The organism is Candidatus Clavichlamydia salmonicola, from assembly GCF_015356765.1.
GTDB classification, from domain to species: Bacteria; Chlamydiota; Chlamydiia; order Chlamydiales; family Chlamydiaceae; genus Clavichlamydia; species Clavichlamydia salmonicola.
Genome location: NZ_WTCQ01000014.1, coordinates 1 through 10446 on the forward strand (window position 1 = coordinate 1; position 10446 = coordinate 10446).

The following is a 10446-nucleotide window of genomic DNA, read 5'->3' on the forward strand; positions in this document are numbered from 1 at the left end:
TTAAGATCTTTGTGAGGTAAAAAATTTTTATTACTTAGGTCTAAAACTGGGAGTTGATAATTTTCTGTAGATATTGATGCAAGTAAATCGTTGTCTAAAGAAAGAAAGTTTTCTTCTAAATGTTGGCTTGAAGAGGATGTAGAAGGGAAGTTTTCACTATTTATTACAGATTGGTCTGTAGTATTAAGATCTTTGTGAGGTAAAAAATTTTCATTACTTAGGTCTAAAACTGGGAGTTGATAATTTTCTGTAGATATTGATGCAAGTAAATCGTTGTCTAAAGAAAGAAAGTTTTCTTCTAGATGATGTGGACTGGAATAGGATGTAGAAGGAAAATTTTCTCGATATTTTAGAGATTTATTTTTAGTGATAAGATCTTTGGGAGGTAAAAAATCTTCATTACTTAGGTTTAAAACTGGCAGGGGATAATTTTCTTTAGACATAGTGGTAGATGCATCATTGTCTAAAGAAAGAAATTCTTCTTCTAGATATGAGGGTGAAGAGAATTGTGTTGCAAATGCTGTTTCAGTATCAATGCGAGCTTGTTTTACAGGGTGGAGATCTTGTGTGAAGGTGTAAGGTCTTTTGGTTATGATAGGTGCTGATAAGGAATTGGTAGGTATTATTTTTTTGGGGGTTGAACTGGATTTTGATACAAAGGGTAGTGGTTGTTGAAATTCTGTTACATTAGAATTAAAAAAGCATAAATTTATTAAAGAGATCAATGTATTTATTGATGTGCGTATTTCAGGGTTTATAATTGTTTTATTACATTGATTTACTATAGGAAAAAGTACATCTTGAATAATTATCAAAGTATTATTGTGTACAAGTGGGTCTAATGAAAAAGAAGGAGGAACAGAGGTACAGTATAGATGTTGTTCTATGATTTTTTGTATTAATAGACTTAAGTCTTGAATTTTATCAGCGTTTAGATTTTCTTGAACCTCTTCGACAGTAAAGGTGGGTGTACTGACGTGAGAAGAACTAGAGTATTTGAGAGTGAAGTAAGGCATTCAACTAAATATTTTTTTTAAAAAGAAGAATAATAAACATTCGTTGTAATTTAAGTTAAATTAAAATTATTTATAGGTTGCATTTTTTTTAATATAAGTGAATGGTTCAGGAGGGTCTTTGCTTAGTAATAATACTACCTTGTAAGAGAGATCTAGATTTTCTTCTAGGTATAGGTTACTAGGGCCAGGTTCAAGATCTTGTTCTAGAATAAAGGTGCATATAAAAATAAATGTTATATAGGTTTAATTTCTTTTTCATTGAATGAAATGTCATTTAAGGAAGGAATTGTTGTTTTGTATTTTTTTATTCCTTCTAATAATAGTTTTTTTAGCATAGAAGGAGGGGATGATTGAGGTATCTGTTCTCCCAATTCAGTGAGTGTTTTCTTTACTAGGGCAATATTATGTTCAAAATCTTCTTTTGGGTTATATTTCTTAGTCATTTCTAGTAATACAGGGTAATACTTGCTTAAGAATGATAGAGAATCTTCTAATCCTTGAAGTGTCTTTAACAAAAATTTTTCTCTTAACAAAATCTCTTTATAATCTGTATTTTGGATACTAACAATAAATAAAAATTTATCTGTACAAGGCTCATTGCATAATTTTTGAATACTCTTAGATGTTTTTTTGAATGAATCACGAGCATGAGCATAACCATGACATCTACTAACAGAATTGTTATTAAGGCTATAAGAAAGGCGATAGGTCAAGCCTTTTGAAGTAGGGGTAGAACGAGAGGGGGCGTTAATAATTTTCATAGAAAATAAAGGAATTAAATAGGCAGGTTTTTTAAACATTTCAATGTTTTTTTTTAAAGATTGTGCTTGTAAATTTTCATTAGTTTGTTTGACTAGATTTGGAAGAATAACGGACTCAGTTATTACAGGTAGTTCTATTGATAATGTAGAAGCTGTAGATTTTAAAAAGTCTAGAAGGGCCTCTAATGTATCAAGTACATCTTTTCTTTTTGAAGATGATGAGAATGTGCTTTGATTTTTTTTATAATATAACCAGTTCTCTCGAAACCCTGAGTATAAGGATTGGACAAGTGTTGCTTTTGTCCTAACAGGAACAAAGAGATTTGCATTGGCTGGATTTGGATAAAAGGAAATTTTTTCTGCTGGCTTAGCGAGTAGTTTATAGGAGGATTTAATAGAATGATGTAATGATTTATATAAAGAGTTTTTTTGTTCATATAAATTTGAAGATTTCTTGATACTGTAATGAAGTTTGTAATGAACAGTTTTCATAATATTATAAGAACGAATATGAAATATTGGAAAAAATAATAAGATTTTTTTTTGAAGTCTTGATGGCTGTATTTGGAAAAGAGGGTTATTAGCTTTAAGAAGTTCTTCATCAGAAAGAAGAATATTATGAGTCTTTGCAAAGCTGCTAAGAACTGTTAAACTATCTTCAATACTTGATTGTATTTGTTGATAGTAAGCGTTTGATTCATAATTTTTTTTCAAATATTTTTCTATTGCCTGCTTGTTGTACTGCATTAATAAATATAAGTCAGGAACAAAAGAAATCGTAGATACATTGTCTTGATCTTTTATATGCAAAATATTTTTAGTATAAATATTGATAGTAGGTAATGTTAATATTTTTTTTATAAATTGAGTGGTTCTTATTTGGTAGAGAGTTTTATTTCGTAAAAATTCACCAGAAGTATGACCAGAGCAATCAGGAGTTTCTATATAAATTAAATCTTTCTTTGGTCGTTTTCTTAAAGATATATGGTATTGGGGACTGTAAATTTTTCTATTAAAAGAGAGAGGTAGATCTCTTTTTACAGTAGAATTAACGAGATTAAGTAGGACTGAAGAGTGCTTTTTAGCTTGTATTTGTTTTTTATTTAGCTTACAAAATTTTGTATTTAGTTGATCTAGTAGATTTACAAATTTTTGTTCATAATTCTTTTTTAACCTTCCTATGGACTTATATAAAATATAATTATGAAAGATGGTTAAGTAAAGAATTTTTAATAGTTCTCGAGGTTCTTTACTAATTTTAACTTTGATTTCTTTAATATTTGAATGGCAGGAATAGCTAGTTGCAGATTTAACACACTCTTCCGCAGTCTGAATAAATCTATCATAACGAGGATATTTTTTAGCAACAAGTCGCGATAGGTGTAGGCATTTTTTTTTTGAAAAAAATAATTTAATAAAGAAGTTTTCTTGAAGAGATAGTTCTGTGTTTAATAAACGCAGTCCAGGGTCATCAGCAGCACTAGGGACATTTATTATTGAAGATATTTGTTGGGCAGGAGCAGAGGTTTTTCTATCTTTCTTTTTTTTCCCTTTGCTTATTTTAGAGGTTACAGATGGTATAGGAGAAGAAATTTCTTTGGGATTGTTTAAGCATACAGACAATAGATCTAAATCTGGAACAGAATTTTGTATTTCCGTTTGAATGCATTCAGTGTTTTTTAAAGAATCTTGAAGATCTTTAGTAAGAGAAAGATGCTCTTCTGTGCATGCAGCAAGATCTTTTTGATTAACAATTAAATCAAGAAGAGAAACATTATCATCAAGTAAAGATAACAGTTGTGATAAAGTTTGTTGATGAGCATGGGCTTTTGACAGAAAGCTTGATGAATCAAAAATATAGATCTGTTGATTTAGGACATGACGTATCCCTTCATATAGATACTCTAAACTTGTACAGATATCAGAGGTTTGTTTGCGAGTTACTATAAATGTATTTTTTTCAGAAAGTATTTCAATGAAAGGGCAAGAAACAGGGGTAGAAGGCGGTTTTTCTAGAGCAGTTAGAATATCTTGAGGATCAAAGGGTACTTCAGGAAGTATATAATTTTTTAACATCTCTTTAGTGAACTCGTCATCACTTGAAAAAGGTGAACAAATGTCTGTTACATCTTTTAGGAGAGATAATTTGCTTGTTAATGGAGAGGCTAAATCATCATTGTCAAAGAGATCTATTATTGGAAATCTTTCTTGGATAGGAGAAGAATCTGTTGTGTCGTTCTTTTTTTTACTTCTGCTGATTTTATAGCTTAAAGTAGGTGTAGAAGGGGTGTTTTCTAGATTAGTTAGAATATCTGAAATGTCAAGGGTTAATTCAGGAAGTGTATAATTTTTTAAGATCTCTTTAGTGAACTCATCATCACTTGAAAAAGGGGAACAAATGCCTTCTAAATCTTCTAGATGAGATGATGTCACTACATCTTCATCCATGTCTATTTTTGGAATTTTTGTTAAAGATACTTCTGGCAATGGTAATTGAGATCTTTTTTTTGTAATGGTATTTGATGTTGAATAGTTTTGAGTAGATTTTTCTCTTAAAATATTTGAAACACGGGGTATTTGTTGTAAGAATTTAGAAAAATCCGCACCTAATAAGCATAAATTTATAGTATTGGCTAATCGATTTAAGGATGTGCTTATATTTGGGCTTATTTGATTGTTGTAGAAGCTATTTAGTAAGGACAAAGTCACATCTTGTAAAATTGTAAGCGTATTATTATGAAGGCTTGGATTTAAATGAAATGAGGAAGGAACAAACGCACAAGGTAAATGTTTATTCAGAATATCTTTAAGCAAGAGGTTTAATGTTTCAATCTTTTCCTCATTAAGATCTACACAACTTTCTTCTACAACAAAGGCTGTAGGCTCTTTTTGAGAACTGATTTGAAAATAATTTAAGGTAAGATAAGGCATAAAAATACAATATTAATTAAACCATTTTTTTGCTTTAGAAAAATATTATAAAATTAATTGTATTATGCAAGTTTGTCTAATTTTGGCTGCTTGAGAGGGTTATATTTACTTTTTCCTGAACCATTTTTTTAATATACATGAATGGCTCAAATGGCTTTTGTTAGTAAAAATACCTTGTGAAAGTGGTGTTGATTTACTTTTAGCTAGAGGTATTACTAGGTTCAGGAGGTTGTTTTTGTAAGCTTTTATGAGTCAAGCTTTTATCAATTTGTTTCGATGCATTTGTAAGAATAGCAGATTCTATCAAGCTTTTATCAATTTGTTTCGATAAATTTGTAAGAATAACAGATTCTGTCATTATAGGGAGTGGTATTGATAATTCAGAAGCTTTAGTTTTTAAAACTTCTAAAAGGTTTTCTAATGCATTAAGTACAGTTTTTCTTTTTGAAGATGATAATAATGTGGCTTGATTTTTTTTATAATAGAAAAAGTTTTCTAGAAATCCTGAGTATAAGGATTGCACAAGTGCTGTTTTTGTTCTAATAGGAACAAAGAAATTGTCATCTGCTGGATTTGGGTAAAAGGAAATCTTTGTTATAGGATCAGAGAGTAGTTTGTGAGAGGCGTTAATAGAATGAATTAATGATGCAGCTACGTAGTGTTTTTGTTCAGATACATTTGAAGATTTTTTGATAATGTAATAAATTTTATAATGAACAACGTTCATAAAGTTATAAGAACGAATATAAAATATTGGAAAAAAGAAAGAGATTATTTCTTGCGTTATTGATGGCTGTATTTCACAAAGAGGGTTATTAATTTTATGAAGTTTTACATCAGAAAGCAGAATATGATGAGTCTTGGCAAAGCTGTTAAGGAGTATTAAACTATCTTGAATGCTTGATTTCATTTGTTGATAGTAAGAGGTAGAGCTATAGTTTTCGTTAAGAAATTTTTCTAATGCTTGCTTGTTGCACTGTATTAATAAATATAAATTAGGAATAAAAGAAGTCGTAGATACATTTTCTTCATCTTTTATATTCAAAATGTTATTAGCAAAAATATTGATAATAGGTAGAGTTAATATTTTTTTTATACATTGTGTTGTTTTTTTTTGGTAGTGAGCTTTACTGCGTAAAAATTCATTAGAAGTGTGAGCAGAGCAATTAGGAATCTCTATACAAATTAAATTTTTCTTTGATCTGTTTTTTAAAGATATATGATATTGAGGGCTAAAAATTTTTTTTTTCAAAAAAAGAGGAATATTTTTTCCTGTAGCATTATTAACAAGATTAAGTAGGACTGAAGAGTGCATTTTGGGTTGCACATCTTCTTGATTTATCTTACAAAATCTCTTATTTATTTGATTCAGTAGATCTACCAATTGTTGTTCATACCTCTCTTTTAACCTTCCTGTTGCCTTATATAGAAGATAATTATGAGAGATGATTAAATAAAGAATTTTTAATATTTCTCGTTTTTCTTTACTTTCTTTAATTTTTATTTCTTTAATATTTGCAACGCAAATATAGCTAGTTGCAGATGTAATACATTCGTTGGACAGCTGAATAAATCTATCCCACCGGGGATATTGTTTAGCAACATGTCGAGATATTTTTATGCGGTTTTTTTTTGAAAAAAATAATTTAAGAAAAACATCTTCTTTAAGGGAGAATTCTTTTTTTAATGGAGCTAGTAAATTATCATGAGCAGAGACATTTATTATTGAAGATATTTCTTGAATAGGAGAACAATTTGCTGAATCTGTGCTTATTTGAGCGCTTACAGTTTGTATAGAAGAAGTAATTTCTTCTGTACTTTCTAAGCAGAAAGCAAGCGAATTTTTAAGATCATTAGTAAGAGAAAAATGTTCTTTAGTACATGCAGAGCGATCTTTTTGATTAACAATTAAATCAAGAAGAGAAACATTGTTAGCAAGTAAAGATAAAAGTCGTGATACAGTTTGTTGATGAGCATGAGCTTTTGATGGAAAGCTTGATGATTCAAAAATATAGATCTGTTGATCTAGGACATGACGTATCCCTTCATATAGATACTCTAAACTACCACAGAGATCAGAGGTGTCTTTTCTAGCTATTATAAACGTATTTTTTGTAGAAAATATTTTAATATAAGGGCAAGACAAGGTGGTAGAAGCGATTTTTTCTAGATCAGTTATAGCATCTTGATCTACAGGTGGTAATTTAGAAAGAGTATAATTTTCTAAGAGCTCTTTAGAAAACTTGTCATTATTTGAAAAAGAGGAGCAAATACCTTTTAAATCTTGAAAGAAAGATAGTTCTGTTGTTAATGATGATGAATGATTATCAGAGATATCTATTATTAGAGATCTTTCTTGCGGAGGAGAAAAGATTGTTGGATTTTTCTTTTTCTTACCTTTGCTTATTTTAGAGTTTAGAGTTTGTGTAGAGGAAGTAATTTTTTTTGTGCTTTCTAAGGATAAAGACAGCTCATGTTGATCTGGAAAATAATTTTGAATTTCCTTTTGGGTAAACATAATATCTTTTGAAAAATCTTGAAAAGAAAGAGTTAATTCAGGAAATGTATAATTTTCTAAGATCTTTTTGGTGAACTCGTCATCGCTGGGAAAAGGGTAGCAAATGTCTTTCCGATCTTGCTGAGGAGATGATAATGCTGTTTTATCTTCCTCTATTTCAATTCTTGGAATTTTTGCAAAAGATATTTCTTGTAATGGTAATTTTGATTTTTGTGTTATGTGAGTATTTGATTTTGAATAGTGTTGAAGAGGTTTTTTTTTTAAAATATTTGAGATACTGGGGACAGGCTGTAAGAATTTAGAAGAATCAGCACCAAATACACATAAATTTATAGTGTTAGATAATCGATTTAACGATGTGGTTACTTTAGGATTTATTTTATGGGCATAGAAGTTATTGAGTAAGGGAAAAGTCACATCTTGTAAAATTTTCAGCGTATTATTATGAAGGCTTGGATCTAAATGAAATGAGGGGGGAACAAGAGCACAGGGTAAATGTTTATCAAGAATATCTTTGATTAATAGGTTTAATGCTTCAATTTTTTCATCATTAAGGTCTAAACAAGTTTCTTCTACAATAAAAGCCATAGGCTCTTGTTGAGTACTGAGTTGATAGTAATTTAAGGTAAGATAGGGCATAAAAATACAATATTAATTAATACATCTTTTTTTTCATAAAAATATTATAAAATTACTTATATTATACAAGCTCTTCTAATCTAGGCAGACTGGATGGAAGGAAGGTAATGATATTTTTCTAAAGTATTTTATGTAATATGGATGAGGAAAAAAAAGGATTATTTGCATTATGAAAAGGAGACTATTTTGAAATAGTCATAGGAAAAATATATGTTAAGGTTATTCTTAGCGCTAGAATCAAGTTTCATATAAAAAATAAATGTTATGTAGGCTTTATTTATTCTTTATCTAATACAATCTCATTTAAGCGAGGAATTGTTGTTTTGTGTTTCTTAATCCCTTTTAATAATATTTTTTTTAGTTTAGAAGGAGGGGGTGATTGAGGGAGTTTTTCACCCAATTTAGTGAGTGTTTTCTTTATTAAAGCAATATTATTTTCAAAATCTTCTTTTGGATGATATGTCTTAGTCGTTTCTAGTAATATTGGGTAATACTGGCCTAAGAATGATAGAGCATCTTCGAATCTTTCAAGTACCTTTAACAAAAATTTTGTTTTGGTATGATAGTGTCTATCATGGCTGTTATAGGTAATGGAAGTATAGATAGATTGCACTATAGAATCTTCCTGGCATAATTGTTTAATATTTTGAGATGTTTTTTTAAATGTATCACGAGCATGAGCATAACCATGACATCTACTCATAGAATCAGTATTAAGGGCATAAGAAAGATAGTAGGTATAGGCTTGTGATGTAATGGTTGAGCGTGAAACAGCTTTAGTAATTTTCAGAGAAAATATAGGAATTAAATAAATAGGTTTTTCCACACTCTTAACAGTTATTTCTAGATCATTTTTTTGTTGAATGGGTTCTTCTTTTAAGCTTTTATTAATCTGTTTTGCTAAATCATTAAGAATAACAGATTCAGTTATTACAGGTAGTGGTATAGATAATTCAGCAGCTTTAGATTTTAAAGTGTTAAGAAGGGTTTCTAATTCACTAAATATAGGTTTTCTTTTTGTAGATGATAATAATGTGTCTTGATTTTTTTTATAATAGAACCAATTTTCTAAAAATCCTGAATATAAAGATTCTACAAGTGCTGCTTTTGTTCTAATAGGGGTAAAGACATTTTCATCTGCTGGATCTGTATAAAAAGAAATTTTTTTTGCAGGTTCAGATAGTAGTTTGTAAGCGATGTTAATAGAATGCTTTAATGATCTAGCTGCAGAGTGTTTTTGTTCTGGTATATTTGAAGCTTTTTTGACACTATAATAAAATTTGTAATTAAAATTTTTCATAAGGTTATAAGAACGAATAGAAAATATTGGAAACAAGAATAAGAGTTTTCTTGGAATTACTGATGCTTGTGTTTGAAAAAGAGGATTGGTAGTTGTATCAAGCTCTTCATCAGAAAGAGGGATGCTATGAGTGTGTGCAAAGTGGCTAAGGACTTTTAAACTATCTGCAATGTTTGTCTGCATTTTTTTATAGTGACAGCAAGATGTATACTTTTTTTCAATATATTGGTTTGCCACTTTTTTATTGTATTGCATTAATAAATAAAAGTGAGGAATCAAAGAAATAGTAGCTACATTATCCTGATTTTGAATATTAAAAATATTTTTAGCTGAAATATTGATAGTAGGTAGAGATAATATTTTTTTTATAAATTCTGTTGTTCTTTTTTGGTAGTGAGCTTTACTGCGTAAAAATTCACTAGGAGTATAAGCAAAACAATCATGGATCTCTATACAAACTAAATTTTTCTTTTGATGTTGTTTTAAAGATATATGGTATTGGGGGCTAATAATTTTGTTTTCATAAAAGAAGGGAATATCTTTTCCTATAGCAGTATTAATGAGATCAAGTAGGACTGAAGAGTGTTGTTTAGCTTCTAGCTTTTCTTTATTGACCTGACAAAATTCTATATTTATTTTTTCGAGTAGATTTACAAGCTTTTCTTCATAATTATTTTTTAACCTTCCTGTTGACTTATATAAAAGATAATTATTAGAGACAGTTAGATAAAGAATTTTGAATAATTCTATAGGCTCTGTGCTTTTTTTAATTTTTATTTCTTTGATGTTTGTAAGGCAATTATAGCTAGTGGCAGATACAAGACATTTTTCAGAAAGTTGAATAAATTTATTCCATCGAGGATATTTTTTAGTAAGAAGCTGAGATATTTGCATGCATTTTTTTTTGGAAAAAGACACCTTAATAAAAAAATTTTCTTGAAGAGATAGTTCTGTTATTAATGAAGATGATGAATAGTCATTATCAGAGATCGTAGAGATATCTATTGGAGAATTTGCTTGGACAGAAGGAGACGTTGTAGCTGTCATTAATGAAGATGATGAATAGTCATTATCAGAGATCGTAGAGATATTTATTGGAAAATTTACTTGGACAGAAGGAGACGTTGTAGCTGTCATTAATGAAGATGATGAATAGTCATTATCAGAGATCGTAGAGATATTTATTGGAAAATTTACTTGGACAGAAGGAGACGTTGTAGCTGTCATTAATGAAGATGATGAATAGTCATTATCAGAGATCGTAGAGATATTTATTGGAAA

Annotated in this window: 4 protein-coding genes; all 4 read right to left on the bottom strand. The window is 29.2% G+C overall.

What is annotated here, in order from left to right; genetic code table 11:
• On the bottom strand, positions 1-1016 hold a 1016-nt coding region (locus CLAVI_RS05320), incomplete at its 3' end, for a hypothetical protein (RefSeq protein WP_194844561.1).
• A gap of 233 nt (positions 1017-1249) precedes the next feature.
• Positions 1250-4708, bottom strand: coding sequence for a hypothetical protein (locus tag CLAVI_RS05325; protein WP_194844562.1), 3459 nt, complete (start codon positions 4706-4708; stop codon positions 1250-1252).
• 199 nt (positions 4709-4907) lie between these two features.
• The gene (locus tag CLAVI_RS05330) at positions 4908-7865 is read right to left on the bottom strand and encodes a hypothetical protein (protein WP_194844563.1); all 2958 of its coding nucleotides are present in this window, start codon (positions 7863-7865) and stop codon (positions 4908-4910) included.
• 277 nt (positions 7866-8142) lie between these two features.
• The coding region (locus CLAVI_RS05335) for a hypothetical protein (protein WP_194844564.1) at positions 8143-10446 on the bottom strand (2304 nt) is incomplete at its 5' end.